This is a genomic window from Kitasatospora sp. NBC_00240 (genome assembly GCF_026342405.1).
In the GTDB taxonomy this organism is placed as follows: domain Bacteria; phylum Actinomycetota; class Actinomycetes; order Streptomycetales; family Streptomycetaceae; genus Kitasatospora.
On sequence record NZ_JAPEMU010000001.1, the window covers coordinates 7519794 to 7545349 of the forward strand.

The 25556-nt window shown below is 73.3% G+C and carries 21 protein-coding genes and 1 pseudogene; 15 read left to right on the forward strand and 7 right to left on the reverse strand.

All coding sequences use genetic code 11. From position 1 onward, the window contains the following. Window positions 1–124: 124 nt before the first annotated feature. The 5 genes and pseudogenes from shc to OG689_RS32280 all read left to right on the forward strand — a co-directional run. Window positions 125–2053, forward strand: a pseudogene (shc, locus tag OG689_RS32260) (squalene--hopene cyclase); the annotation flags it as partial. Continuing rightward, a complete protein-coding gene (locus OG689_RS32265) occupies window positions 2050–2808 on the forward strand; it encodes a 1-hydroxy-2-methyl-2-butenyl 4-diphosphate reductase (RefSeq protein ID WP_266324369.1) in 759 nt (252 codons plus the stop codon). The pseudogene shc and the gene OG689_RS32265, both read left to right, overlap by 4 nt. Before the next feature lie 2 nt (window positions 2809–2810). After that, complete coding sequence (gene hpnH, locus OG689_RS32270) at window positions 2811–3839, forward strand: adenosyl-hopene transferase HpnH (protein ID WP_266324370.1); 1029 nt, start codon at window positions 2811–2813, stop codon at window positions 3837–3839. A 269-nt stretch (window positions 3840–4108) separates the two neighbouring features. Continuing rightward, window positions 4109–6019 (forward strand): 1-deoxy-D-xylulose-5-phosphate synthase, encoded by a 1911-nt coding sequence (gene dxs / locus OG689_RS32275; RefSeq protein WP_266324371.1) that lies wholly within the window; start codon window positions 4109–4111, stop codon window positions 6017–6019. Beyond that, on the forward strand, window positions 6009–7439 hold the full coding sequence (locus tag OG689_RS32280; RefSeq protein WP_266324372.1) for an aspartate aminotransferase family protein: 1431 nt from the start codon (window positions 6009–6011) through the stop codon (window positions 7437–7439). The genes dxs and OG689_RS32280 overlap by 11 nt, the downstream gene beginning before the upstream one ends. 67 nt (window positions 7440–7506) lie before the next feature. On the opposite strand, the gene OG689_RS32285 is transcribed toward OG689_RS32280, so the two are convergent. Further along, complete coding sequence (locus OG689_RS32285) at window positions 7507–7779, reverse strand: DUF6343 family protein (protein ID WP_266324373.1); 273 nt, start codon at window positions 7777–7779, stop codon at window positions 7507–7509. Between the two features lie 95 nt (window positions 7780–7874). On the opposite strand from OG689_RS32285, the gene OG689_RS32290 reads away from it, so the two are divergent. Beyond that, window positions 7875–8063 carry an I78 family peptidase inhibitor gene (locus OG689_RS32290; RefSeq protein ID WP_266324374.1) on the forward strand — a complete coding sequence of 63 codons (189 nt, stop codon included), beginning with the start codon at window positions 7875–7877 and terminating at the stop codon, window positions 8061–8063. 26 nt (window positions 8064–8089) lie between these two features. On the opposite strand, the gene OG689_RS32295 is transcribed toward OG689_RS32290, so the two are convergent. Both OG689_RS32295 and OG689_RS32300 read right to left on the reverse strand, forming a co-directional pair. Beyond that, on the reverse strand, window positions 8090–8848 hold the full coding sequence (locus OG689_RS32295; protein ID WP_266324375.1) for a phosphatase PAP2 family protein: 759 nt from the start codon (window positions 8846–8848) through the stop codon (window positions 8090–8092). Window positions 8849–9065: 217 nt separating this feature from the next. Beyond that, window positions 9066–9863: a helix-turn-helix transcriptional regulator gene (locus tag OG689_RS32300; RefSeq protein WP_266324376.1), complete on the reverse strand. Its 798-nt coding sequence runs from the start codon at window positions 9861–9863 to the stop codon at window positions 9066–9068. 86 nt (window positions 9864–9949) lie between these two features. Here OG689_RS32300 and OG689_RS32305 point away from each other — a divergent pair, with 86 nt between their 5' ends. Continuing rightward, the gene (locus tag OG689_RS32305; protein ID WP_266324377.1) at window positions 9950–10912 is read left to right on the forward strand and encodes an LLM class flavin-dependent oxidoreductase; all 963 of its coding nucleotides are present in this window, start codon (window positions 9950–9952) and stop codon (window positions 10910–10912) included. Window positions 10913–11248: 336 nt separating this feature from the next. Here the strand turns inward: OG689_RS32305 and fabG are convergent, their stop codons facing one another. Next, on the reverse strand, window positions 11249–12016 hold the full coding sequence (fabG, locus tag OG689_RS32310; RefSeq protein WP_266324378.1) for a 3-oxoacyl-ACP reductase FabG: 768 nt from the start codon (window positions 12014–12016) through the stop codon (window positions 11249–11251). 438 nt (window positions 12017–12454) lie between these two features. On the opposite strand from fabG, the gene OG689_RS32315 reads away from it, so the two are divergent. After that, on the forward strand, window positions 12455–13321 hold the full coding sequence (locus tag OG689_RS32315) for a MarR family winged helix-turn-helix transcriptional regulator (RefSeq protein ID WP_266324379.1): 867 nt from the start codon (window positions 12455–12457) through the stop codon (window positions 13319–13321). 174 nt (window positions 13322–13495) lie between these two features. On the opposite strand, the gene OG689_RS32320 is transcribed toward OG689_RS32315, so the two are convergent. Beyond that, the gene (locus OG689_RS32320; RefSeq protein ID WP_266324380.1) at window positions 13496–14359 is read right to left on the reverse strand and encodes an aldo/keto reductase; all 864 of its coding nucleotides are present in this window, start codon (window positions 14357–14359) and stop codon (window positions 13496–13498) included. 422 nt (window positions 14360–14781) lie between these two features. On the opposite strand from OG689_RS32320, the gene OG689_RS32325 reads away from it, so the two are divergent. The 7 genes from OG689_RS32325 to OG689_RS32355 all read left to right on the forward strand — a co-directional run bounded on the left by OG689_RS32325 (window position 14782) and on the right by OG689_RS32355 (window position 22357). Continuing rightward, complete coding sequence (locus OG689_RS32325; protein WP_266324381.1) at window positions 14782–16581, forward strand: ABC transporter ATP-binding protein; 1800 nt, start codon at window positions 14782–14784, stop codon at window positions 16579–16581. A 214-nt stretch (window positions 16582–16795) separates the two neighbouring features. Then, window positions 16796–18568 carry an ABC transporter ATP-binding protein gene (locus OG689_RS32330; RefSeq protein WP_266324382.1) on the forward strand — a complete coding sequence of 591 codons (1773 nt, stop codon included), beginning with the start codon at window positions 16796–16798 and terminating at the stop codon, window positions 18566–18568. A 261-nt stretch (window positions 18569–18829) separates the two neighbouring features. Continuing rightward, window positions 18830–19081: a lipopolysaccharide assembly protein LapA domain-containing protein gene (locus OG689_RS32335; protein ID WP_266324383.1), complete on the forward strand. Its 252-nt coding sequence runs from the start codon at window positions 18830–18832 to the stop codon at window positions 19079–19081. A gap of 35 nt (window positions 19082–19116) precedes the next feature. Beyond that, window positions 19117–19869: an amino acid ABC transporter ATP-binding protein gene (locus OG689_RS32340; RefSeq protein WP_323189341.1), complete on the forward strand. Its 753-nt coding sequence runs from the start codon at window positions 19117–19119 to the stop codon at window positions 19867–19869. An 8-nt stretch (window positions 19870–19877) separates the two neighbouring features. Beyond that, complete coding sequence (locus tag OG689_RS32345; RefSeq protein WP_266324384.1) at window positions 19878–20774, forward strand: glutamate ABC transporter substrate-binding protein; 897 nt, start codon at window positions 19878–19880, stop codon at window positions 20772–20774. Between the two features lie 12 nt (window positions 20775–20786). Beyond that, window positions 20787–21431, forward strand: coding sequence for an amino acid ABC transporter permease (locus tag OG689_RS32350; RefSeq protein ID WP_266324385.1), 645 nt, complete (start codon window positions 20787–20789; stop codon window positions 21429–21431). 107 nt (window positions 21432–21538) lie between these two features. Beyond that, a complete protein-coding gene (locus OG689_RS32355) occupies window positions 21539–22357 on the forward strand; it encodes an amino acid ABC transporter permease (protein ID WP_266327595.1) in 819 nt (272 codons plus the stop codon). A gap of 61 nt (window positions 22358–22418) precedes the next feature. Here OG689_RS32355 and OG689_RS32360 read toward each other — a convergent pair whose 3' ends face one another. Continuing rightward, on the reverse strand, window positions 22419–24731 hold the full coding sequence (locus OG689_RS32360; protein ID WP_266324386.1) for an ABC transporter permease: 2313 nt from the start codon (window positions 24729–24731) through the stop codon (window positions 22419–22421). After that, window positions 24728–25438 (reverse strand): ABC transporter ATP-binding protein, encoded by a 711-nt coding sequence (locus tag OG689_RS32365; protein ID WP_266324387.1) that lies wholly within the window; start codon window positions 25436–25438, stop codon window positions 24728–24730. The genes OG689_RS32360 and OG689_RS32365 overlap by 4 nt, the downstream gene beginning before the upstream one ends. Between the last annotated feature and the right edge of the window lie 118 nt (window positions 25439–25556).

The window sequence follows — 25556 nt, forward strand, 5'->3', positions numbered from 1 at the left end:
GGGGCACCAGGCGCCGGCGGCGGCTCCGTCCCTGCCACCCGCGAGCGCCGGGCGGTGGGAGCCCGACGGAAGCCAACCGGTCCGACAAGCTGATGGACCTACTATCGGTGGCACCGGCCCCGCCTCCGCCCAGGAGGCACTGTCCCGCGCCACCACCCACCTGCTGTCACTGCAGAGCTCCGAGGGCTGGTGGAAGGGTGACCTGGAAACCAACGTCACCATGGACGCCGAGGACTTGTTACTGCGCCAGTTCCTCGGCATCCGGGACGAAGAACTGACCAAGGCCACCGCCGAATGGATCCGCTCCCAGCAGCGGGACGACGGCACGTGGTCCACCTTCTACGGCGGCCCGGCGGAGCTCTCCACCACCGTCGAGGCGTACGTCGCCCTGAAACTCGCCGGGGACGACCCCGGAGCCCCGCACATGCAGGCGGCCGCCCGGCACATCAGGGACAGCGGCGGCATCGCGGCCACCCGGGTCTTCACCCGGATCTGGCTGGCCCTGTTCGGCTGGTGGCCGTGGGAACGGCTGCCCGAGATGCCGCCCGAGATCATGTTCCTGCCCCGGTGGCTGCCGCTGAACATCTACGCCTTCGGCTGCTGGGCCCGGCAGACGATCGTCCCGCTCACCGTGGTGTCCGCCCACCGCCCGGTCCGCCCGGCCCCGTTCGCCCTCACCGAACTGCACACCGACCCGGCGAACCCCTTCCCCCAGCGCCCGCTCGCGTCGCCCACCAGCTGGGACGGCATCTTCGAGCGGCTGGACAAGTTCCTGCACGCCTACCACCGCCGGGCCGTCCGCCCGCTGCGCCGGGTCGCCCTCGCGCAGGCCGCCCGCTGGATCGTCGAACGCCAGGAGGCCGACGGCTGCTGGGGCGGCATCCAGCCCCCCGCCGTCTACTCGCTGATCGCCCTCCACCTGCAGGGCTACGAGCTGGAACACCCCGTCATGCAGGCCGGCCTCGCCGCCTTCGACCGCTTCACCGTGCACACCGAGGACGGCATGCGCTGGCTGGAGGCCTGCCAGTCACCCGTCTGGGACACCTGCCTGGCCACCGTCGCGCTGGTCGACGCCGGGGTGGGGGCCGACCACCCCGCCCTGGTCTCCGCGGTCGACTGGATGATCGGCGAGGAGATCACCCGACGCGGCGACTGGTCCGTCCGGCGCCCGTCGCTGGCCCCCGGCGGCTGGGCCTTCGAGTTCGAGAACGACAACTACCCCGACATCGACGACACCGCCGAGGTGGTGCTCGCCCTGCGCCGGGTGGCGCACCCCGACCCCGGCCGGGTCTCCGGCGCGGTCGGGCGGGCCGTCGACTGGAACCTCGGCATGCAGTCCAAGAACGGCGCCTGGGGCGCCTTCGACGTGGACAACACCAGCACCCTGCCCAACAAGCTGCCCTTCTGCGATTTCGGCGAGGTCGTCGACCCGCCGTCCGCCGACGTCACCGCCCACGTGGTCGAGATGCTCGCCGAGGTCGGCATGGCGGACGACCCGCGCACCCGCCGGGGCGTGCGGTGGCTGCTGCGCAACCAGGAGGAGGACGGCTCCTGGTTCGGCCGCTGGGGCACCAACTACATCTACGGCACCGGCTCCGTCCTGCCCGCCCTGGTCGCGGCCGGCCTCCCGGAGGGCCACCCCGCGATCCGCCGGGCCGTCCGCTGGCTGGAGGAGCGCCAGAACGCCGACGGAGGGTGGGGCGAGGACATGCGCTCCTACGAGGACCCGCAGAACTGGGCCGGGCGCGGTGACTCCACCGCCTCGCAGACCGCCTGGGCCCTGATGGCCCTGCTCGCCGCCGGCGAGGGCCCGCAGGGCCGGGCCAACCCCGCCGTCGAGCGCGGCGTCGACTGGCTGGTCGGCACCCAGCTGCCCGAGGGCACCTGGGACGAACCACAGTTCACCGGCACCGGATTCCCCTGGGACTTCTCCATCAACTACCACCTCTACCGCCTGGTCTTCCCCGTCACCGCCCTCGGCCGCTACCTGCACGGCACGCCCGGCACCGGCACCCCGGCCGGCAGCGTGCCCCGGATCGGGGCCGCCCGATGAGCACGGCCCCGCTCCTGGTGCTCTGCGCGCTCGGCCCCGAGGTCTGGGCCCTGCGCGGCGGGGACTGGTCGGGCGCGACCGGTGGCCCGCCCGTCCTGGTGCGCACCGGGATGGGCCGGCGCCGCGCCGGACTCGCCGTCGGACGCCTCCTGACGGCCGCCCCGGGCGGGTACAGCGCCCTGGTGGTCGCCGGGTTCGGCGCCGCCGTCGCACTGGGGACGAGCCCGGGGGACGTCATCGTCGCGGACGGGGTGCGCGACGCCGAAGGAAACCACTTCGGGATCGGGTCCGGCCCGGCCCTGGCCGAGGCCCTCCGGGCCGACGGCCTGACCACCCACATCGGTGTGCACCACACCGCCGACCACGTCGTCCGCGGCCTGGAGCGCCGCGCCCTGCACGCGCAGGGCGCGCTGGCCGTCGACATGGAGGCCGCGGCCGTGCTGGCCCGGCTCCGGGAGCTCCACCCGGCGGCGCAGCCCGGCGGCGGACCCGCCGCCGGCCCGATGCCGGCCGCCGTCCTGCGGGTCGTGGTCGACACACCAGAGCGCGAGCTGGTCCGCCCCGGCACCCTGCCGGCCGGACTGCGCGCCTGGCGCACCCTGCGCGCCACCGTTCCCGCCCTGGTGGCCTGGCACGCGCAGGTCTGCGCCACCGCCGGTGCGGCCCCGGCCGGCGCCTCCCGCGCCGGTCTGCGCACCGGCCATCACCCCCCGGTTCACCCCACATCCTCGACGCTCCCTCAGGAGGCGAGCTAGCCATGGCCATGCCGCTGCGCCAGACCGTGCGGGTCAGTACCTACCTCATGCAGCAGAAGCTGCTCAAGCGCCGGGACAAGTTCCCACTCATCGTGGAACTGGAGCCGCTGTTCGCCTGCAACCTGGCCTGTGAGGGCTGCGGCAAGATCCAGCACCCGGCGGGGGTGCTCAAGCAGCGGATGCCGGTCGCCCAGGCGGTCGGCGCCGTGCTGGAGTCCGGCGCCCCGATGGTCTCCATCGCCGGCGGCGAGCCGCTGATGCACCCGCAGATCGACGAGATCGTCCGCCAACTGGTGGAGCGGCGCAAGTACGTCTTCCTCTGCACCAACGCGCTGCTGCTGCGCAAGAAGCTGGACAAGTTCACCCCCTCGCCGTACTTCACCTTCACGGTGCACATCGACGGGCTTCGTGAGCGGCACGACGCGTCGGTGGCCAAGGAGGGCACCTTCGACGAGGCCGTGGAGGCGATCAAGGAGGCCAAGCGGCGCGGCTTCCGGGTCACCACCAACAGCACCTTCTTCAACACCGACACCCCGCAGACCATCATCGAGGTGCTCGACTACCTCAACGACGACCTCAAGGTCGACGAGATGATGATCTCCCCGGCCTTCGCCTACGAGAAGGCACCCGACCAGGAGCACTTCCTCGGCGTCGAGCAGACCAGGGAGCTGTTCAGGAAGACCTTCGCGGGCGGCAACCGGCGCCGTTGGCGTCTCAACCACAGCCCGCTCTTCCTGGACTTCCTGGAGGGCAAGGTCGACTTCGAGTGCACCGCCTGGGGCATCCCGAACTACTCGCTGTTCGGCTGGCAGCGCCCCTGCTACCTGATGTCCGACGGCTACGTGCCGACCTACCGCGAACTGATCGAGAAGACCGACTGGTCGAAGTACGGCCGCGGCCGCGACCCCCGCTGCGAGAACTGCATGGCGCACTGCGGGTACGAGCCGACCGCCGTGCTCGCCACCATGGGTTCGCTCACCGAGTCGCTGCGGGCCGTCCGGGAGACCATCGGCGCCAACCGCCAGCACTGACCCGCCGCCCGGCACGGGCTCCCCGTGCCGGGCCCCGCCCCTCGCGGGCGGCCGGGCGTGCCGCGCTCAGCAGGCGCGCCGGCCGTTCCCACGGCAGGCTGGACACCGCTTTCACCGGTCGCACGAGTCCGACCCGATCAAGTCCCGAGCCGAAGAGGTCCCCGGTCCCGGAACCCTGAGTCCAGGAAGGCCCCGAGTCCCGGAAACCCTGAGTCGAACCAGCCCTGAGCCGTACAAGCCCTGAGCCGAACGAGTCCTGAGGTGAACCCATGTCACTCCTGCCCGCGATCAAGGGACCAGCGGACCTCAGACAGCTTCCCGCATCGGACCTCCCCCTCCTGGCCGAGGAGATCCGCGACTTCCTGATCGGCGCCGTCACCCGGACGGGCGGTCACCTGGGCCCCAATCTCGGCGTCGTCGAACTCACCATCGCCCTGCACCGGGTCTTCGACTCCCCGTACGACCGGATCGTCTGGGACACCGGGCACCAGAGCTACGTCCACAAGCTGCTCACCGGGCGGCAGGACTTCAGCCGGCTGCGCGCCAAGGGCGGCCTGTCCGGCTACCCGTCGCGGGCCGAGTCCGAGCACGACCTGGTGGAGAACTCGCACGCCTCCACCGCGCTCGCCTACGCCGACGGCCTCGCCAAGGCCACCCAGCTGCTGGGCCAGCACGACCGGTACACCGTCGCCGTGATCGGCGACGGGGCGCTCACCGGCGGCCTGGCCTGGGAGGCCCTCAACAACATCGCCGAGGCGCAGGACCGGCCGCTGGTCATCGTCGTCAACGACAACGAGCGCTCCTACGCCAGGACCGTCGGCGGCCTGGCCCACCACCTCTCGACCCTGCGCACCACCCAGGGCTACGAACGGTTCCTGGCGCTCGGCAAGGGCGCCCTGCAGCGCACGCCGCTGGTCGGGCAGCCGATCTTCGACGCCCTGCACGGCGCCAAGAAGGGCTTCAAGGACGCCTTCGCGCCGCAGGGCATGTTCGAGGACCTCGGCCTGAAGTACCTCGGCCCGATCGACGGGCACGACATCGCCGCCGTCGAGCAGGCGCTGCGCCAGGCCCGCGGCTTCGGCGGCCCGGTCATCGTGCACTGCCTGACGGTCAAGGGCCGCGGCTACCGGCCCGCCGAGCAGGACGAGGCGGACCGGTTCCACGCGGTGGGCCCGATCGACCCGTACACCTGCCTGCCGATCTCGCCCAGCGGCGGCACCTCCTGGACGTCCGTGTTCGGCAGCGAGCTGCTCGCCATCGGCACCGAGCGGCCGGACGTCGTCGCCATCACCGCCGCGATGCTGCAGCCGGTGGGGCTGACCAAGTTCGCCGAGGCGTACCCCGAACGGACCTTCGACGTCGGGATCGCCGAGCAGCACGCCGTCACCAGCGCCGCGGGTCTGGCCACCGGCGGGCTGCACCCAGTCGTCGCGGTCTACGCGACCTTCCTCAACCGGGCCTTCGACCAGGTCCTGATGGACGTCGCGCTGCACAGGCTCGGTGTGACCTTCGTGCTGGACCGCGCCGGTGTCACCGGCACCGACGGAGCCTCGCACAACGGCATGTGGGACATGTCGATCCTGCAGGTCGTCCCGGGCCTGCGGCTCGCCGCCCCGCGCGACGCCGACCAGCTCAGGGCCCTGCTACGGGAGGCGGTCGAGGTCGCCGACGCGCCCACGGTGGTGCGGTTCCCCAAGGCCGACATCGGGCCGGCCGTCCCGGCGCAGGAGCGGATCGGCGGTGTCGACGTGCTGCTGCGCACCGGTCCCGCGCCGGAGATCCTGCTGGTCGCCGTCGGCACCACCGCCCCCGCCTGCCTGGACGCCGCGGCCCTGCTGCTGGCCGACGGCTTCACCGCCACCGTCGTCGACCCGCGCTGGGTCAAGCCGGTGGACCCCGCGCTGGTCGAACTCGCGGCCGCCCACCGCCTGGTGGTCACCGTCGAGGACAACGGCCGGGCCGGCGGCGTCGGCGCGGCCGTCGCCCAGGCGCTGCGGGACGCCGAGGTGGACACCCCGCTGCGGGCGCTCGGAATTCCCCAGGAGTTCCTCGCGCACGCCTCCCGCGGCGAGATCCTGGAGGAGATCGGCCTCACCGGCACCGGCGTGGCCGCCCAGACCGCCGCCGTCGCCAAGCGGCTGCTACCGACCCGAGGAGCGAACCAGCGCCATGCCGGCTGATTCCAGCACCGAACCGGCCCCCGACCGCCCGGCCGCCGGGCCGGGATTCGACCTCGCCGCGCTGCTCGCCGAACGCGGCGCCGAGCGCTACGAGCTGCACAGCAGGTACCTCAACCCGCAGCTGCCCCGGATGCTGCGGACCATCGGCTTCGACAAGTACTACGAGCGCGCCGAGGGCCCGTACTTCTACGACGCCGAGGGCAACGAGTACCTCGACATGCTGGCCGGCTTCGGCATCTTCGCGCTGGGCCGGCACCACCCCGTGGTGCGGGCGGCCGTCCAGCAGGTGATGGACCTCGACCTGCCCGACCTCACCCGCTTCGACTGCGCCCCGCTGCCCGGCCTGCTCGCCGAGGAGCTGCTCTCCCACACCCCGGGGCTGGACCGGGTGTTCTTCGGCAACAGTGGCACCGAGGCGGTCGAGACGGCGCTGAAGTTCGCCCGGTACGCCACCGGGCGCCGCCGCGTCCTCTACTGCGACCACGCCTTCCACGGGCTCACCGCGGGCTCGCTCTCGGTCAACGGGGAGAGCGGGTTCCGCAAGGGCTTCGACCCGCTGCTGCCGGACACCGCGATCCCGCTCGGCGATCTCGGCGCCCTCGCCCGCGAGCTCAGGAAGGGCGACGTCGCGGCCCTGATCGTCGAGCCGATCCAGGGCAAGGGCGTGCTCGCCCCGCCGCCCGGCTGGCTGCGCGCCGCACAGGAGCTGCTGCACGCGAACAAGGCCCTGCTGATCTGCGACGAGGTGCAGACCGGGATCGGCCGGACCGGTGAGTTCTTCGCCTACCAGCACGAGGCGGGCGTGCTGCCGGACCTGGTCTGCGCGGCCAAGGCGCTCTCCGGCGGCTACGTGCCGGTCGGCGCCACCCTCGGCAGGGGCTGGATCTTCGAGAAGGTGTACTCCTCGATGGACCGGGTCCTGGTGCACTCGGCGAGCTTCGGCTCCAACGCCCAGGCGATGGCCGCCGGGCTGGCCACCCTGCACGTGATGCGGGACGAGAAAGTGGTCGAGAACGCCCGCCGCACGGGCGACCTGCTGCGCGAAAGGCTCGCCGCGCTCACCGACCGGTACGAGTTGCTGGCCGAGGTCCGGGGCCGGGGCCTGATGATCGGTATCGAGTTCGGCCGGCCGAAGTCGCTGAAGCTGCGCACCGGGTGGACGGCCCTGCAGGCCGCCCGCAAGGGCCTGTTCGCGCAGATGGTGGTCGTCCCGCTGCTCCAGCGGCACCGGATCCTCACCCAGGTGTCCGGGGACCACCTGGAGGTCATCAAGCTGATCCCGCCGCTGACCATCACCGAGCGGGACGTCGACCGCTTCGTCGACGCCTTCACCGACGTGATGGACGACGCGCACCGGGGCAGCGGCCTGATGTGGGACTTCGGGCGGACGCTGGTCAAGCAGGCGGTCGGCAGCAGGTGACCGGGGCGGACCGTGCCTCCGGCCGGGTCGGGGCACCGTCCGTGCCGTCCGCGCGAGGGGCCGGCGGTCAGAGTTCGGTCTGCCGTCGGTGCAGCACGACCACCAGGTCCATCAGGGCGAACACGGTCAGGACGGCGCAGGCGACCGTGAACCCGATCAGGGTCCCGCGGGAGGGCGCGCCGTCCGGCGCCGCCCGGGCGGCGAACACCGCGAAACCGACGGTGCAGAGCGCGAAGAACGGCGTGAAGGTCAGGGAGAGCAGCAGCCGGAGCTTGAGGTCGCTGCGGGCGGTCGCGGGCTCGGTGCCGCTGCGCCAACGCCGGGGGGTCGTCGCACGCACGGCGCTCACCTCCTCGCGGCGGGGCACCGCCCCGGCCGTCCGGCCCGGGCGGGTCTACGATTCCAGCGTACGTCCGACCGGAAGGGGGAACCGCGATGACGGAGGAGACGACCCGGGATTTCGCCGGGCTGTCCGTCGAGGTCGCCGAGGAACTGGCCCGTGAGCGTGGCTGGGCCGGCGTCCGGGTGCTGGAACCCGGCGCGATGATCACCATGGAGTACCGCGAGGGACGGCTGAACCTGGTGGTCCGGGACGGTGTGGTGGAGCGCGGCTGGGAGGGCTGACCCGCGGCCACGGGCCGGTGGCGCGGTCACGGGCCGGCGGTTGGGCCCCCGGGCCGCCGCGCCCGGCGGTGGGCCGCGATCCGGACGGCCGCGGAGGCCAGCAGCGGCTCGGCCAGCGGCAGGGCGAGCAGGACCAGCAGGCCGGCCGCCCACCCCGCGAGGACGTCGCTCACCCAGTGCGTGCCGAGGTACACCGTGGTGAGCCCGATCGAGCAGGCGGTGGCGCCGGCCAGGACGGCGCCGGTCCGCCGCCAGCGCGCCGCCAGGTAGGCCAGCACCCCCCAGGTGACCACCGCGTTGGCGGTGTGACCGGAGGGGAAGATGGTGCCGCCGGAGAAGAGTTCGGCCGAGCCGACGTAGTGGGCGTAGTGCGGACCGAGCCGACCGGTGACGATCTTCACGGTGCCGACCGTGACGTTGAGCAGTAGCAGGGCGGTGCCCATCACCAGCAGCGGGCGCGCGTTGTGGGTCCGGCAGGCGCGCCAGACCAGCCAGCCGCCGGCCGCGATCGCCGACGGGCCGCGCTGGCCCGCCACCACCCAGGCGCTCAGCAGCGGCTCCAGCTCCGGCCACCGGTGGTAGGGCCGGGCCAGTCTGGCCCACCAGTCGAGGTCCACCAGGGCGGTGTCCAGGAGCACCCCGGCGATGACGATCAGGTAGGCCAGTGCGGTCAGGCCGAGCAGGGTGGCCTGCGTCCGGTTCAACGGGGGCCAGGTGGAGTAGGCCGTGACCTGCTCGGCCGGCGGCCGACTCGGGGCCGATGATGATTCGGTCTGGGCTTGCACGGAATGGAGATTACCCGCGCCAAGAATTCATGACTGAATTTCCCTGAGGAAAAGACTGCAGGTCACGGTATGTGCTAAGCAGGCTTCTCGTCAGGTGTTCGCACCTCGGGGGGTGACCTCGAAGCGAAAGTGAAGGTTTCTGTCGATCACCCCTGGGGGTCAATTCGAATCGAATTGGTGAACGATGTTCGAGCATGAATCCTATGGATTGTCTAGGTCAGCCCCGCCCGCTCGGCCCATCCTCCCGCTGCGCGTCCCGGAGCCCCGCGAGGATCACCGAGGTGGCCCGGTCGGCCGGCAGGAAGGCCTCCAGCTTCAGCTCCGCCAGGGTCACGTCGGCAGCCGTGGCGAAGGTGGTGATGGTGGTGATCAGCCGCAGCAGGCCGTGCCGCGAGTGCAGCTCCAGCGGGACCGCGAATCCCAGCGGGGCCGCGACGGGCGCCCGGGCCGGCAGGTAGGAGCGCAGCTCGGCGTGCAGGGCGTCCAGCCGCTCGTCCGGGTGGCGCTCCAGCTCGCGGCGCAAACCGGTCAGCACGTGCTGGGCCCACTCGGCGAAGTTGCCGATCCTCGGTGCCAGGCCCCGCGGGTGCAGGGCCACCCGGTAGACGTTGGTCGCCGGACCCAGCAGCTCGGCCGGCACCTCCTCGGTGAGCAGCCCGAACGCCGCGTTGGCGGCGACCAGTTCGCCGTACCGGTCGACCACCACCGCGGGATAGGGCAGATGGCCCGTCAGGATGTGCTCCAACGCGTCCAGCACCGGGGTGAGTTCGGGGCCGCCCAGGGCGCCGCGCGGATAGGCGGGGGCGAATCCGGCGGACAGCAGCAGGTCGTTGCGTTCGCGCAGCGGCAGCTCCAGCGACTCGGCCAGCCGGACCACCAGGTCACGCCCGGGCGTCGAGCGGCCGGTCTCGATGAAGCTGAGGTGCCGTTGGGTGGTGCCGGCCCGGTCCGCGAGTTCGAGCTGGCTGAGGCGGCGTCGGGTGCGCCGCTCGCGCAGTGCCTGAGGGAAGTCCACGACCCAGTTCTACTGCCGGGGCTGAGGGAGTCGCCATTCCCCGCAGGGAATTGCCCGGCTCGCCGGAGCGGCGCAGGCTGGCTCCCATGACGGACGAGATGCGCGTGGGAGTGGTACTGCCGACCGGAGCGGCACAGTGGGACGGAGCCGGCGGGCCGCGCGGCCTGCTCGGTCTCGGGGCGCGGGCCGAGGAGCTGGGCTTCGACTCGCTCTGGGTCGGGGACACCCTGCTCAAGCCCATGATCGAGCCGATCACCCTGCTCGGTGCGCTGGCCGCCCGCACCGAGCGGGTCACCCTCGGCACGGCCGCCCTGCTGCCCGCCTTCCGCCGGCCGGTGCAGACGGCGCAGGCGCTCGCCTCGGTGGACCTGCTGTCGGGCGGCCGGCTGGTGGTGACGGTGGGCGCCGGCTTCCCGAACCGCTCCGAGCGGGAGTACGCCGCCTCCGAGGTGCCGTGGGAGCGCAGGTTCGGCCGGTTGGACGAAACCGTGGCGCTCTGGCGGCAGTTGTGGACCTCGACCGGCCCGTCCGCGTTCCACGGCAAGGTGCTGCACCTCGACGACCTGCCCGGGGGCCTCGCCCCGCACCGGGCCGGCGGCCCGCCGATCTGGCTGGGCGGCGCCACCCCCGCGGCGCTGGCCCGGACCGGCCGGCACTACGACGGCTGGCTGCCCTACCCGCCGGACCACCGCGCCTACGGACCGGGCCTGACCGAAGTACGGCGCGCGGCCGCCGAGGCGGGGCGGGACCAGGCCGCGGTCGCCCCCGCGCTCTACACCACCGTGCTGATCGCGCCCGACCCGGCGGCCGGCCGGAAGGCGCTGGACGTGTACACCAGGACGACCTACGGGGCGCCGCTCGAGGTGGCCGAGACGATCCAGTGCCTGATCGCCGGACCGGTCGAGCACATCGCGCGGGAGCTGGGCCGGTACGCGGAGCAGGGCGCCCGGCACCTGGTGTGCCGGATCGGCGCGCTCGACGCCGCCGCCCAGGCGGAGCAACTGGAGGGGCTCGCCGCACTGCTGCCCGTCCTGCGGGGGCGCGACTGAGTGCGGGCGGCGGCCGGCCCGCGGTGCTGCTCCTCGCGGGTGCGCGGGTGCGCGGGTGGCGCGGGTCGGCGCGGGCGGTACGGCCGGGGCGGGCGAGCTCGGTACGGCCGGGGGCGAGGATGCCGGTCCCGGGCGCCGGGCCGGCGGCCCGGTCACGGCCCGCGCCGCTCCGAGGCAGGCGGTCCGGGCATGACCATGCTGTGCACGGGAGCATGCTCATGCCTATATAGAGGACAGTGCCGCCGCCCGCGACCGGGCCGGCGGGGAGGATCGGGCCCGGACGGCGGAAGGCGCCCCCGGCCGAGGCGGCCGAGGGCGCCCGTGGGCCGGGGCGGCTCAGTCGAGCGGCCCGCCGGCGACGTAGATGACCTGGCCGGACACGAAGCCCGCGCCCTCACCGGCGAGGAACGAGATGGTGTTGGCGATGTCCTCGGGGACGCCGACCCGGTTGACCGGGATCTGGGTGGCGGCCGCCGCCTTGAAGGCCTCGAACTCCATGCCGACTCGGGCAGCGGTGGCCGCCGTCATCTCGGTGGCGATGAAGCCGGGCGCGACGGCGTTGGCGGTGATGCCGAACTTGCCCAGCTCGATCGCCAGGGTCTTGGTGAAGCCCTGCAGGCCGGCCTTGGCGGCGGAGTAGTTGGCCTGGCCGCGGTTGCCCTGGGCGGAGGAGGAGGACAGGTTGACGACCCGGCCGAACCCGGCGTCGACCATGTGCTTCTGCACCGCGCGGGTCATCAGGAAAGCACCCTTGAGGTGCACGTTCATCACGGTGTCCCAGTCGGACTCGGACATCTTGAACAGCAGGTTGTCGCGCAGTACGCCGGCGTTGTTGACCAGGACGACCGGGGCGCCGAGCTCGGCCGCGATCCGGTCGACGGCGGCCTGGACCTGCTCGGCGTCGGAGACGTCCGCCCCGACGGCCAGGGCCCGGCCGCCCGCTGCGACGATCTTGTCCACGGTGTCCTTGCCCGCGGCTTCCTCCAGGTCGACCACGGCGACGGCGTAGCCGTCCGCGGCCAGCCGCAGTGCGGTGGCGGCGCCGATGCCGCGGGCTGCGCCGGTGACGACCGCGACCCGGGGGGCGGTGCTCTGCTCGGTCATGCTCGGTCTCGTCTCTCTCGTGGGGTTACGGGCCGGGCCGCGCGAAAAATTCGTGAAGGCCGGCCGGAGGGTGGCGTTGAGAGCGCTTCGCCGCCACCTTACCGACGAGTAGTCTGGTGAACCAGAGGACAGAGCCGCAGGTGACCGAGGGTAAGGACCGGTCGGTCGGCTTTCTGCTACGAGCGGGTGAACGGCACCCCGGGCGGGCGTGTAAATATGCCAAGTTCGCCGAAGTTGCGTCTACTATCGGCCCCCGTCTGCCAGCAGGGCCTTGGCGTTTGTATAGTGTGCGCCAGCAGCCACCGGCTGCACGGCTGGCGCGCCCTCCCTCATAGCGGGACGCCCACACGCCGTTACTGCCCCACCCGGGTGTCCCACACACACCGGGTGTGACATCGGGACGGATACATGGTGCTGGGGGAGATCCCGACGACCCGCGTGTCCGCGCGACTGCAGCAGTCGCCCGGACACCTCATCCGCGTTGCACAGCAGGTCCACACTCGTCTGTGGTCCGAGCACGTCGGGGCCGACCTCACGGCTCCGCAGTTCGCCGTACTGCTGGTTCTCGCCCTCGAACCGGGCGCCGACCAGCGCACGGTGGGGGAGCGGGCCTCGCTCGACAAGGCCACGATGGCCGAAATGGTCGCCCGTCTGGTGCGGCGCGGCCTGGTGCTGCGGCGTCGCGACCCGGCGGACGGCCGGCGCAAGCTGCTGGCGCTCTCTCAGAACGGCGCCCAGGCGGTCCGCGAGGCCACCGGCGGCGTGGTTCGTGTGCAGCGCACGCTGTTCGAGCCGCTCAGCCCTGAGGAGCAGCTGGAAATCGTCCGGGTGATGGCGAGGATAGCCAGGCTGGAGCCGGCCGCGGTGGCCGTTCTGACCGATGCCCGTCCGATGCTCGACGCCCAGCGGGCGATCGGCTACCTGATCCGCGTCGGGCAGCAGGTGCACACCAAGCTCTGGTCCGAGCATGTCGGCTCGGAGCTGACGGCGCCGCAGTACGCGGTGCTGGACGCACTGGAGCTGGAGCCGGGCGCCGACCAGCGCACGGTCGGCGAGCTGGCCTCGCTGGACAAGGCGACGATGGCCGAGATGGTCAGCCGGCTGGTCCGCCGTGGTCTGGTGCTCCGTCGCCGCGACCCCTCGGACGGTCGTCGCAACCTGCTCTCGCTGTCCTCGGCGGGCCAGGATCTGCTGCACCGCTCCGCGGCCGGGGTGCGCGAGGTGCAGCGACTGCTGCTCTCGCCGCTGGAGGAGCACGAGCACGAGGATGCCCTCGCGCTGCTGGCCAAGGCGGCTCGTCTGTAGACCAGCCAAAACGATTCGCCTGAATTCTGCGGGCCGTCACCTCGATCCCGGGGTGACGGCCTTCGGCATTGACGCGCCTTCAGAATTCGATCGTGCCCGTCCGGGCCTTTCCCGGTGCGGCCCGTGCCGGCTCGTCCGGTCCGGGCCCGGCGACGCCGGGCCCGGTGCGGCCGGTCAGTTCCAGTCGAAGCCCTGCGGGTCCGGGCCGAGACGGATGCCGGTCTCGACGGCCTCGATCGCCGCGAAGTCCTCGGCGTCCAGCTCGAAGCCGGTGACGTCCAGGTTCTCCTTGATCCGCGAAGGGGTGACCGACTTCGGGATCGCGATCACGCCGCTCTGCAGGTGCCAGCGCAGCACCACCTGGGCGGTGGTCCGGCCGTGCTTCTCGGCGATCTTCACGAGGGCGGGCTCGGTCAGCAGGCTCTTGCCCTGGCCCAGCGGGCTCCACGCCTCGGTGGCGATGCCGTGCTGGGCGTGGAAGGCGCGCAGCTGGCGCTGCGGGAAGTGCGGGTGCAGCTCGACCTGGTTGAGGACCGGCACCACGGAGGACTCCTCCAGCAGGCGGGTCAGCTGCTCGGGGCCGAAGTTCGAGACGCCCACCGACTTCACCCGGCCGTCCGCGAGCAGCTGCTCGAAGGCCTTCCACACGTTCAGGTAGCTGCCGTGCATCGGCCGCGGCCAGTGGATCAGGTACAGGTCGAGGTAGTCCAGGCCCAGCTTGTCGAGCGAGCTGTCGAAGGCCTTGAGCACCGCGTCGCGGCCCTGCTCGCCCGTCCAGTCGGCGGTGCCCGAGTTCCACAGCTTGGTGGTGATGTACAGGTCCTCGCGGCGGACGCCGCCGGCGATCGCCTCCGCGACGGCCCGGCCGGTGCCGGCCTCGTTCTCGTAGACCGCGGCGGTGTCGACGGATCGGTAGCCCGCCTCGATCGCCGTGCGGACCGCGGCCGTCGCCTCGGCGTCCGGGACCTGCCAGACACCGAAGCCGAGCTGCGGGATGTGCGCCCCGTTGTTGAGCGAGACGGTGGGGATGGTGCTCACGGGAAGGGGTGCCCTCCTGGTCGTCCGATGCTTCCGGATCTTGCCAACCAGGCCGGTGGCGTCGATGTTCCCGGGCCGGCCCGGAAAGTCGGCGGCTGCCGGACGGCCGGAAAACCTGTTGCGTACGTCACATCGCTACCGGCAGGCTCGATTCCCATGACGTCCTGAACCCCATCCGCCGTGATGCCGCCGGCCCCGCCTCCCACCTGCCGCCCGTGGGCGTACCCCCGTCCGCACCACCTCGATCCTTCCGGTCGACGACGGCTGTCGGCAACGCCGGTGACCCCGTGTCCCGTCGCCGTCCCCGACGCCTCCGTACCCCTACGGCCCCGGCCACCCGGTGCGCCGGATGCCAGGCCGCGTCCCGTGATCCGGGCCGTGCGCCACCCGTCCCATGCCCGTACACCCTGCAACGGAGCGTCATGCCGCTCAAACCCCTGCCGCTGTCCGACCCCGGAAGTCCCGATCTCTCCTCGCCGCTCGCCTTCCTGCGCTGGCTCCAGCGCAGCCAACGCCGCGGCCAGGTGCTCTCCACCTGCTGGGCGCTGCTGGAGATGGGCTGTCGGGCGGCCCTGCCGCTGCCGCTCGGCCAGGGCGTCCAGGCCGCCGTCGACGGTGACGCCGCCGGGATCTGGCGGGCCGGGGCCTTCGCCCTGGCCCTGTCGGTGGTCGCCGCCGGCGGTACCGTGCTGCTCCACCGCCAGGCGGTCTGGAACTGGATCACCGCCGCCACCCAGGTCCGCCAGCTGGTCGCCCGACAGGCCTCCCGGCTCGGCGCCGGCCTCTCCCGCCGGATCGCCACCGGCGAGATCGTCGCGGTGGGCAGCGGTGACGTCGAGAAGATCGGCTGGTACGTCGAGCTGGTCGCCCGGGTCCGCGCCGCGGTGCTGGTCTGGCTCGGCGTCAGCGCGGTCGTGCTGGCCGTCCAGCCGCTGCTCGGCCTGGTGGTCCTGCTCGGCGTGCCGGTGCTGGCCGCCTCGGTCTGGCCGCTGCTCGGGCCCTTCGAGAAGCGGTACGCCGAGCAGCGCGCGCTCGGCGGCAAGGCCACCGAGCTGGCCGCGGACACCGTCGCCGGGCTGCGCGTCCTGCGCGGCATCGGAGGTGAGGAGCTCTTCCTGGCGCGCTACCGCGCCGCCTCGCAGAAGGTCCGGGCGGCCGCGGTGCGGGCCACCCGGCTCTCCTCGCTGATGCAGGCCCAGCAGGTGCTGCTGCCCGGGCTCTTCGTGGTCGGCGTCACCTGGTACGGCGCGCACCTGGCCGCCACCGGGGAGATCGGCATCGGCACCCTGGTCTCGGTCTACGGCGCGACGGCCTTCCTGGCCGCGCCGCTGCGCATCCTCGGCGAGGCCGCGCACGCCTGGAGCGTCGCCCGGGTCTCCGCCGGACGGGCCACCCGGGTGCTCGCGCTGTCCCGGACGAGCCGGGCCCCGGACGCCGCGCTGGCCCGCCCGGACCGCGCCGACCTGCACGACCCCCGCACCGGGCTGACCGCCCGCGCGGGCGAGCTGACCGCCGTGGTCTGCGGTGATCCGGACTTCGCCGGGGAGCTCGCCGAGCGCCTCGGCGGCCATGTCCCGCCGGCCGAGGGGGACGAGCCGGCGCCCGAGCAGCACGCGGTGCGGCTCGGCGGCACCCCGCTGGACGCCGTGCCGCTGGCCGAGGCCCGCGCCGCCGTGCTGGTCCACGACAAGGAGCCGGTGCTGCTCTCCGGCACCCTGGCCGAGCTGCTGGACGTGCCCGCCTCGGGCCGGATCGAGCCCGCCGACGCGCTGGCCGCCGCCCGCGCCGAGGACGTGCTGGACGCGCTGGTGGACGGCTCGCCCGACTGCGGGGGAGACCCGATGCGGGCCGTGATCACCGAGCGCGGACGCTCGCTCTCCGGCGGCCAGCGCCAGCGCCTGGCACTGGCCCGCTCACTGTTGGCCGATCCGCCGGTGCTCGTCCTGGACGAACCGACCAGCGCCGTCGACGCCCACACCGAGTCGCGGATCGCGGCCGGCCTGCGCCGCAGCCGCGCCGGGCGGACGACCGTCGTCCTGGCCACCAGCCCGCTGCTGCTCGACCAGGCCGACCGGGTGCTGCTGGTCCACGAAGGCCGGGTCACCGCCTCCGGGACCCACCGCGAGCTGCTGCACCGCGAACCGCTCTACCGGGCCGTGGTCACCCGCGAGGAGGACCCGGCGCCGGCGGCGGCGCCCGTGAGCGTGAAGGAGGCGGTGTGAGGCACGCCTTCCCCGCCGCTCCCCCGTGCGTCCGCGCGCGGGAGCGGCGGACCGGACCGCCGGTCCCGTCGCCACCTCTCCCGTCCCCGCCGGTCCGGTCCCGTCCCGTCACGTCCTTGCCCGGCGGGCCCCGGCCCGGCCGTCCCCCGGCCGTCCGGAGCCTTCCCGGCCGGCACCGCGGCGCAGCCGCCGGATCTCGCCCGAGGAGTACCGAATGAAGCCCCCCGCCCAGTCGGAGACCGGTCCGGCGACCATGCTGCCGGTCGGCTCCCCGGCGGCCGTCCGCAGCTACGTCCGGCTGCTCGCCCGGCGCCACCGTGCCAACTTCGGCGCGGTCGTCGGGCTGCACGGTGTCGCGACGGTGGCCGGGCTGGTCGGGCCGTGGGTGCTCGGCCGGCTGGTCGAGTCGCTCGCCTCCGGCAGTGCCGAGGGCGCCATCGCGGCGGCCGTCGGCTGGTACCTGCTGGCGCTGCTGGTCCAGTCCGCCTTCACCTGGTGGTCCCGGCTGCGCGGTGGAGTCCTGGGAGAGGAGGTGCTCGCCGACCTCCGGGAGGACTTCCTGGTCCGTTCGGTCGCCCTGCCGCCCGGCGTGCTGGAGCGGGCCGGCACGGGTGACCTCGTCTCCCGGGGCACCACCGACATCGACCGGCTCTCCAAGTCGGTCCGCGAGGCGGTGCCCGAGCTGGCCGTCGCCGTGGTCTCGCTGGTGCTGGTGCTGGGCGCGCTGGTGGTCACCTCGCCGCTGCTCGCCCTCACCGCCGTCATCGGCCTGCCGCTGCTGCTGGCCAGCTCCCGCTGGTACTTCCGGCGTGCCCCGCAGTCCTACCGCTCCGAGTCGGCCGGGTACGCGGCGGTCAACACGGTGCTGGCCGAGACGGTCGACGCGGGCCGGACGGTCGAGACGCTGCGGCTGGGCGAGGACCGGATCCGCCTCACCGACCGCAAGCTCGGCGAGTGGCTGGCCTGGGAGCGCTACACGCTCTGGCTCCGCTCGGTCTGGTTCCCCACCATCGACGCCGTCTACACGCTCGCGGTGCTGGGCACCCTGGTGCTCGGCGGGCTGTTCACCCTCCGGGGCTGGATCAGTGTGGGCCAGCTGACCACCGGTGTGCTCTACGCGCAGGCGCTCACCGGTCCGGTCGACCTGATCCTGCGCTGGTACGACGAGCTCCAGATCGGCCAGGCCTCGCTGGCCCGGCTGGTCGGGGTCCGCGAGGTGGAGGATCCGGAGACGGACGACTCGGTCCACCCGGACGGGCACCGGGTGGAGGCCACCGAGGTGCGGTTCGGCTACCGGGAGGGCGCCGACGTGCTGCACGGCATCAGCCTGGACGTGGCGCCGGGCAGCCGGGTGGCGCTGGTCGGCCCGTCCGGGGCCGGCAAGTCCACCCTGGGCCGTCTGCTGGCCGGGATCTACGCCCCGGGCCGGGGGAGTGTCACCCTCGGCGGCGCCTCGCTCGCGCGGATGCCCGCCGAGCGGGTCCGGGCCCGGGTGGCGCTGGTCAACCAGGAGCACCACGTGTTCGTCGGCACCCTGCGGGACAACCTGCGGCTGGCCGCGCCCGACGCCGACGACACCGAGTTGCGGGCCGCCCTGGACGCGGTGGACGCCGGTGAGTGGGTGGACGGCCTGGCGGAGGGCCTGGACACCGAGGTCGGGTCGGGGGGTACGGCCCTGTCCCCGCCGCAGGCCCAGCAGCTGGCGCTGGCCCGGCTGGTCCTGGCGGACCCGCACACCCTGGTGCTGGACGAGGCCACCTCGCTGCTCGACCCCCGGGCCGCCCGGCACCTGGAGCGCTCGCTCTCCCGGGTGCTGGAGGGCCGGACGGTGATCGCCATCGCCCACCGCCTGCACACCGCGCACGACGCGGACGTGATCGCGGTGGTCGAGGGCGGCCGGATCAGCGAGTACGGCAGCCATCCCGAGCTGGTCGCGGCCGGCGGCCCGTACGCGGCGCTCTGGCGCTCCTGGCGGGACGAGCGGTAGTGCTGCCGCGCCCGCGCCGGGCCCCTCCGCATCCGGAGCAGCCCGGCGCGGGCGCCGTTCGCCGTCCGGTCCTGCCCGGTGCCCTGATCGCCGGTCCTGCCTGCCCGGTGCCCCGCACGCCACCCCGGTGCCCTGATCGCCACCCCCGGGGGGGCGTCCGTTCCCGGCCGCTGGGCCGTTCGGGTGGGGCGGCGGGCCCGGGAGGGTCAGTCGCGGCCGGGCGAACGGACGAACCGCCGGCCCGGCACCCAGACTGCCGGGGTGACCAAAGTTTCGGACGGTTCGTCGTCGGCAGGCCCCGGGAAGAGCGAGATCGCCGGTGTCCCCACCCGCTATCTGGCGATCGGGGCGATCGTCGTCCTGGCGGTGTGGTTCCTGTTCGCCAACCTCGACAAGGTGAAGATCCAGTTCTGGGTGTTCACGGTCACCGCGCCGCTCTGGGTCGCGTTGCTGGCCACCCTGCTGGCCGGCGCCGCGCTGGGCTGGCTGCTCAAGGGCCGCCGGGCCAAGTGACGGACCTCCTCGACCCCTGAGGAGGGATCACCCAGGTGAGCACCGCTGTCTTCACCCCGCTGATCGAGCTGAGCGGGGTCAACAAGCACTTCGGCGACCTGCACGTCCTGCAGGACATCGACCTGACGGTGGGCCGCGGCGAGGTTGTCGTGGTGATCGGGCCGTCCGGCTCGGGCAAGTCCACCCTGTGCCGGACGATCAACCGGCTGGAGCCGATCGAGAGCGGCAGCATCCGGATCGACGGTGAGCCGCTGCCCGCCGAGGGCAAGGGCCTGGCGAAGCTGCGGGCCGAGGTCGGGATGGTCTTCCAGTCCTTCAACCTGTTCGCGCACAAGACCGTGCTGCAGAACGTCTCGCTGGCCCAGGTCAAGGTCCGGGGCCGGGGCCGGGCCGAGGCGGACGCGAAGTCCCGGGCGCTGCTGGACCGGGTGGGGCTGGCCTCGCAGGAGGACAAGTACCCGGCGCAGCTCTCCGGCGGCCAGCAGCAGCGCGTCGCGATCGCCCGGGCGCTGGCGATGGACCCCAAGGCGCTGCTGTTCGACGAGCCCACCTCGGCGCTCGACCCCGAGATGATCAACGAGGTGCTGGACGTGATGCGCCTGCTGGCGCACGAGGGCATGACCATGGTGGTGGTCACCCACGAGATGGGGTTCGCCCGGGCCTCCGCCAACCGGGTGGTGTTCATGGCCGACGGCCGGATCGTCGAGGACCGCAGCCCCGAGGCCTTCTTCGACGCTCCCGAGAGCGCGCGGGCCCGGGACTTCCTCTCCAAGATCCTCAAGCACTGAGGGGCGCCATGACGACCGTCCGACGCGCCCTCGCCGCCCTCGCCGTGCTGGTGCTGCTCGCCGCCTGCGGCAAGCCCGGCACCCCGCCGCCCAAGGGCCCGCAGCCGAGCGCGCTGCCCTCGTACCAGGTCCGCACCGGGGAGGTGATCAACGGCTCGCCCACCCTGGACGCCGCCCGCGGCCGTGGGCACCTGGTGATCGGCGCCAAGGAGGACCAGCCCTACCTGGGCCAGAAGGACCCCGCCACCGGCGTCTACTCGGGCTTCGACATCGAGATCGCCAAGATGGTCGGCGCCTACCTCGGCTTCGGCCCGGACCGCATCCAGTTCCGGACCATCGCCTCCGCCAACCGTGAGACGGCGCTGCAGAACGGCCAGGTCGACTACTACGTGGGCACCTACACGATCAACGCCAACCGCAAGAAGCTGGTCGGCTTCGCCGGGCCCTACTTCGTCGCGGGCCAGTCCCTGCTGGTGCGCCGGAGCGACGACAGCATCCACGGGCCGCAGGACCTGGCCGGCAAGAAGGTCTGCTCGGCGGCGGGCTCCACCCCGTACCAGCGGATCGAGAAGGACTACCCGCAGGCGGACCTGGTCGCCTACGACACCTACTCGGCCTGCGTGGACAACCTGGTCACCGGGCAGGTCGCCGCCGTCACCACCGACAACGCCATCCTGCAGGGCTACGCCGCCAAGGTGCCGGACGAGCTGAAGATCGCCGGGGAGCCCTTCTCCAAGGAGCCGTACGGGATCGGCACCCCGCGCGAGGACACGGTGCTGCGGCTGGCCCTGGACGACGCGCTGGCCGCGCACGAGAAGAACGGCGACTGGAAGAAGGCCTACGACGCGACGCTCGGCCTGTCCGGCGTGCCGGCCCCCGCCCCGCCGCCGATCGACCGGTACTGAGGAGCGCGCGGTATGAAAGTCCTGACCGACAACTGGTCGACGTACTGGCACGGCTTCGTCGGCACGCTGGAACTGACCGTGGTCAGTTCCGCGCTGGCCCTGCTGCTCGGCGTGCTGATCGCGAGCTTCCGGGTCTCGCCGATCCGGGCCCTGCGGGCCTTCGGCACCGGCTGGGTGACGATCCTGCGCAACACCCCGCTGACCCTGCTGTTCTTCATCGTGGTGCTCGGCCTGCCGCGCTTCGACATCGTGCTGCCGTTCTTCACCTTCTCGGTGCTGGCGCTCGGCTGCTACACCTCGGCCTTCATCTGCGAGGTGCTGCGCTCGGGCATCAACACCGTGCCGCTCGGGCAGGGCGAGGCGGCCCGCAGTCTCGGCATGACCTTCGGTCAGACGCTGGGCCTGGTGGTGCTCCCGCAGGCCTACCGGTCGGTGGTGGCGCCGATCGGCAGCGTGCTGATCGCGCTCGCCAAGAACTCCGCGATCGCCGGCTCGTTCAGCGTGGTCGAACTGCTCGGCACCTACCGGACCATCAACGAGCTGGGGTACGGCATCGTCTGGACCTTCGTCTGGATCGCGGTCGGCTACCTGGTCATCACCCTGGCCATCAGCGCCGTCTTCAACCTCCTCGAACGACGAACGGCGGTGTCCCGGTGACCGCTCCCCCCTCCGTCCGGCCGGCCGTCCGCCCCTCCGCGCGGCGGTCGGCGCCCGCCTCCGCCCTGTACGACGTGCCCGGCCCGAAGGCGGTGGCCCGGCACCGGATGTACGGGGTGCTCGCGCTGCTGGCGATCGCCGCGCTGCTCGGCTGGGTGGTCTACATGCTGTTCCACACCCAGCAGTTCACCTACCAGAAGTGGATGGCCTTCGAGTACCGGGGGGTTCAGGAGCTGCTGCTGCGAGGCCTCGGCCGCACCCTGGAGGCCTTCGGCTGGACGGTGCTGTTCGCGCTGCCGTTCGGCGCGCTGTTCGCGGCCGGCCGGCTCTCCGAGCACCGGGTGGTGCGCTGGGTGTCCACGGTGGTGGTGGAGTTCTTCCGGGCGATGCCGCTGCTGGTGATGATCTTCTTCATCTTCGTCGCGCTGAAGGTCCAGCCGCTCTGGGCGCTGGTCGCCGGCCTCACCCTCTACAACGGCTCGGTGCTGGCCGAGGTCTTCCGGGCCGGGGTGCTGGCGGTGCCCGCCGGCCAGCGGGAGGCGGCGTACGCGCTGGGTATGCGCAAGACCCAGGTGATGGCCGCCGTCCTGGTGCCGCAGGCCAACCGGGCGATGCTGCCGGCCATCATCAGCCAGCTGGTGGTGGCCCTCAAGGACACCTCGCTCGGGTTCCTGATCACCTACGAGGAGTTCCTGCACGCGGGGAAGCTGATCGCCACCAACCTGGACTACGACCTGCCCTTCATCCCGGTGGTGATGGTGATCGCGCCGGTCTACATCGGGATGTGCCTGGCGCTCTCCTGGCTGGCCCGCTGGGTGGAGGGGCGCAGCCGGCGCAGCCCGCGGATCAGGGGCGGCGCCCCGGTCGCCGAGGCGGGCGTGGTGCCCGGCCTGCCCCCGGGGGTGCCGCCGGAGGCTCAGCAGTAGGCCCGGAGCGGCCGGGCCGCGCCGCGATGCGACGTACGGCCCGGCCGCCCTGTTCACCGCACTACTCGTTGTGCAGCACCTCGGCGATGGTGAGCCGGGCCGCCGACCGGGCCGGCAGCAGCGCACCGAGGGCGGCGATCGCCACCCCGGCCAGGACCAGCAGCGCCAGGCCCGCCGGGTGCCAGACGGCCTTCATGGACTCCGGGAACACCACGGACCCGACGTGGTCCACGATCAGGCGGTGCCCGGCGATCCCGAGCGGGACGCCGGCCAGCCCGGCGAGCACGCCCGGCGCCGCCACCGAGGTCACGGTCATCAGCACCACCTGGCGCGGCGTCATCCCGACCGCCTTGAGCATGCCCAGGTCCCGGCGGCGCTCCCGGGTGTTCAGCAGCACCGTGTGGAAGACACCGAGCGCGGCCACGGCGGTCAGCAGCAGGGTGAACACCGAGGCGAAGGTGACGACGGTGGTCGTCGCGGTGTTCCCGGTGCCCGCCGGCATCGGGTACAGGCCGGGCTCGGCCGCCCGGACGGCCTCGGTGAAGGCCTGGACGTCCGTGCCCGGGGCCAGCTCGACCGCGTAGTTGACCGGCACGGCGTCGGGGGCGAGTGCGGTCAGGGTCGGCCAGCTCGACCACATCCGGTCGCCGCCGCCGCTGATCAGCTCGCCGACCACGGTCACCGGTGTCTGCCGGCCGTCCAGCTCCATGGTGGTCCGGTCGCCGACCGCCAGTCCGTGCTGCTTCAGGAACAGCGGCGCGGCGACCACCTCGCCCGGCCCGGCGAGCCAGCGCCCGGCCACGATCTGGGCGGCCATGCCCGGGTCGTCGTCGCCGCGCTGGAAGAAGACCGTGTCGGGCTGGGTGTACCCGGCGAGCCGGACGTCGACGACGGCGTGCGCCGTCACCCGGGTCACGCCCGGCCGGGACCGCACCAGCGACTCCAGCTCACGGTCGCCCAGCCGGGGAAGCGTCTCCCCGAAGGCGGGCCGCCCCACCCAGACGACCGCCTCGGGTCCGGTGCGGCCGGCCTGCGTTCCGCCGTACGCGACCATGGTGCTGGTCAGGCCGGTCGTCAGGGTGACCGTGGTGACGCCGAGCAGGACGGCCGCCAGGGTCAGCGCGGTGCGGGCCGGGCGGGCGAACGGGTGGCCCAGGCCAAGGCTGACCGCACGCGGCAGCCGGCTGCCGCCCAGCCGGCGCTGGACCGCGAGGCCCCGGCCGGTCCGCGGGGCGCTGCCGGCACTGATGGCCTGCGCCGCGGAGAGGCGGTGTGCGCGCAGCGCGGGCAGCAAGGCCGCCAGCAGGACCAGGGCCGGCATGCCGAGCAGGCAGACCACGGACACCCACGGCGCGATCTCGACGACCGCGCTGCCCCGCCGCACCCCCTGGAAGGCGGCGTCCAGGACGGGTTCCGCCAGCAGCCCGCCGGCCAGCGTGCCCAGCGCGCTGCCCACCACGGCCGGCAGCGAGACCATCACCAGGTGGACCGCCACCACCTGGTTGGGGGTGAAGCCCAGGGCCTTGAGCACGCCGGTCCGGCGGAACCCGGAGACCACCGCGCCGCCGACCACGTTGGCGACGATCAGGACGGAGACCGCCAGCCCGAGGACCCCGAACAGGGTCATGAACGGCAGGTAGTCCCTGGCCGTCCCGGCGTAGGCCTCCTTGAGGGTCAGATGGGACTGCGCGGACACCAGCGCACCCGGCGGCAGCCCGGCGGTGACCGCGTCCAGGGCCGAGCCGACCTCCGGCGCGGTGCCGGCGGCGGTGAAGCGGTAGAGCATCTGGACGGCGTCCGGGTGCAGCGCGCCGATCTGCTCCGGCACCACCCAGGCGTCGGCGGAGCGGCTCATGCTGGTGGCGACGCCGACGACGGTCAGCGGCGGGCTGCCGGGCGCGTCGATCGTCGTCCCCAGCAGGTCCGCCAGCACCAGCCCGGTGTAGTCCTGGTTGAGCACCAGCTCTCCGGGAGCGGCGGCCCAGCGCCCGGCCAGCAGCGCGGGCCGGTCCACCGCGGCGGCCGCCGGGTCCGCCCGGCCGACCACCTTCAGGGTCCCGGCCGGGAACCCGGGCCAGCCCTTGACGACCTTGACCGACCCCTGGCCGAACGGGCCCTCGGCCGCCTGGACGCCCGGCCGCCGGGCGGCCTCGGCCAGCTCGGCGGCCGACACGCCGGCCGGGTCGTAGGTGGCCACCACATGGGCGCCGTGCTGCCGGCCGAAGGCCTGGTCGAACGGGGCCGAGACGGCGTCCAGCAGGCCCAGCGCGAGCATCACGGTCGTGGTGGAGCAGAGCACCACCAGGCCGACCACCACGCTCTGCAGCCGCCGGCGGCGTACGGCCGCCCACGCGGCCCGCCACACCGCGCTCACGACGACCGCTCCAGCACGCTCTCGCGGGCCACCCGGCCGTCGGCGAACTCGATCAGCCGGCTGGCGCACCGGGTGGCGAGCCGCGGGTCGTGGGTGACGATCAGCAGGGTCTGGCCGATCTGGTTGAGGTCGATCAGCAGGTCCATCACCTGCTCGCCGGCGCGGCTGTCCAACGCGCCGGTCGGCTCGTCCGCCAGCAGCAGGGCCGGGCGGTTCATCAGGGCCCGGGCGACGGCCACCCGTTGGCGCTCGCCGCCGCTCAGGGTCGCCGGGTAGGCGTCCTTGCGGTCCGCGATGCCCAGTTCGTCGAGGAGTTCGAGCGCCCGGCGGCGGGCCTGGCGGGCCGGGGTCCCGGTCAGCTGGGCGGAGAGCGCGACGTTGTCCAGGGCCGGCAGGTCGTCGATCAGGTTGAAGAACTGGAAGATCATGCCCACCTGCCGGCGCCGGAACAGCGCCAGCCCGGTCTCGTTGAGGCTGCCGAGGTCCTCGCCGCCCACCCGGACCGTGCCGGCGGTCGGGCGGTCCAGGCCGGCCACCATGTTGAGCAGGGTCGACTTGCCGCAGCCGGACGGACCCATCACCGCGACCGCCTCGCCGGCCCGGATCTCCAGCGACACCCCGTCCAGGGCCGTCGCCTCGCCGTACTCCTTGCGCACGGCGTCCAGCCGTACGACGACCGGCTGCGCGCTGTCGTGATCTGTAGTCATGACATGAACCTAGAAGCGCCGCCGGCCCCCGGCATCAGCCCCCCGGTGTATCCGGCCCGGCCCGTCATCCTGCGGATGTACGGGGCCGGGTCCCGCGGAGGGATGCGGAACGCGGCGC

Excerpts from the sequence above, each read along its gene's own strand:
- dxs (WP_266324371.1), top strand. The coding sequence starts at position 4,109 with ATGTCACTCCTGCCCGCGATCAAGGGACCAGCGGACCTCAGACAGCTT.
- fabG (WP_266324378.1), bottom strand. The coding sequence starts at position 12,016 with ATGACCGAGCAGAGCACCGCCCCCCGGGTCGCGGTCGTCACCGGCGCA.
- OG689_RS32265 (WP_266324369.1), top strand. The coding sequence starts at position 2,050 with ATGAGCACGGCCCCGCTCCTGGTGCTCTGCGCGCTCGGCCCCGAGGTC.
- hpnH (WP_266324370.1), top strand. The coding sequence starts at position 2,811 with ATGGCCATGCCGCTGCGCCAGACCGTGCGGGTCAGTACCTACCTCATG.
- OG689_RS32290 (WP_266324374.1), top strand. The coding sequence starts at position 7,875 with ATGACGGAGGAGACGACCCGGGATTTCGCCGGGCTGTCCGTCGAGGTC.
- OG689_RS32325 (WP_266324381.1), top strand. The coding sequence starts at position 14,782 with ATGCCGCTCAAACCCCTGCCGCTGTCCGACCCCGGAAGTCCCGATCTC.
- OG689_RS32280 (WP_266324372.1), top strand. The coding sequence starts at position 6,009 with ATGCCGGCTGATTCCAGCACCGAACCGGCCCCCGACCGCCCGGCCGCC.
- OG689_RS32345 (WP_266324384.1), top strand. The coding sequence starts at position 19,878 with ATGACGACCGTCCGACGCGCCCTCGCCGCCCTCGCCGTGCTGGTGCTG.
- OG689_RS32355 (WP_266327595.1), top strand. The coding sequence starts at position 21,539 with ATGTACGGGGTGCTCGCGCTGCTGGCGATCGCCGCGCTGCTCGGCTGG.
- OG689_RS32330 (WP_266324382.1), top strand. The coding sequence starts at position 16,796 with ATGAAGCCCCCCGCCCAGTCGGAGACCGGTCCGGCGACCATGCTGCCG.
- OG689_RS32305 (WP_266324377.1), top strand. The coding sequence starts at position 9,950 with ATGACGGACGAGATGCGCGTGGGAGTGGTACTGCCGACCGGAGCGGCA.
- OG689_RS32365 (WP_266324387.1), bottom strand. The coding sequence starts at position 25,438 with ATGACTACAGATCACGACAGCGCGCAGCCGGTCGTCGTACGGCTGGAC.
- OG689_RS32350 (WP_266324385.1), top strand. The coding sequence starts at position 20,787 with ATGAAAGTCCTGACCGACAACTGGTCGACGTACTGGCACGGCTTCGTC.